This is a genomic window from Bacteroides sp. 519 (assembly GCF_010500955.1).
Taxonomy (GTDB): Bacteria; Bacteroidota; Bacteroidia; order Bacteroidales; family Bacteroidaceae; genus Bacteroides.
Genome location: NZ_QVMJ01000143.1, coordinates 1 through 310 on the forward strand (window position 1 = coordinate 1; position 310 = coordinate 310).

Genomic DNA, 310 nt, shown 5'->3' on the forward strand with positions numbered 1-310 from the left:
CTACTGTTAGTTCTTTGGCAGCATCGTATCCTTCGCGACGAGCACGGATAGAAAGTCCCTGTGCTTCCACTTTTTCTTTCATATCAAGAAAGTCGCGAACGCATCCGCCAACTGGAAGAAGAAAGACAAGAGCGTACAAACTCTGCAATACTACCATCGCCTCCCATTGCTTCGAACATGTTCCAGAAAGCAATTCTGCTTTCGGCTGCAATGTGTTCCTGATTCATTTCGCTGACAACAGCAGAAACAGCTTTCATCTGTTTACCGAACTTAGGACCCATCTTCTTGAAATCGCATTTTACACGTTTCA

1 protein-coding gene is annotated in these 310 nt (G+C 44.8%); it reads right to left on the reverse strand.

Annotation, left to right across the window (positions count from 1 at the left end):
- Nucleotides 1-83: 83 nt before the first annotated feature.
- A partial coding sequence (locus D0T85_RS22265; protein ID WP_163215688.1) for a hypothetical protein occupies nt 84-310 on the reverse strand: 227 nt, incomplete at its 5' end.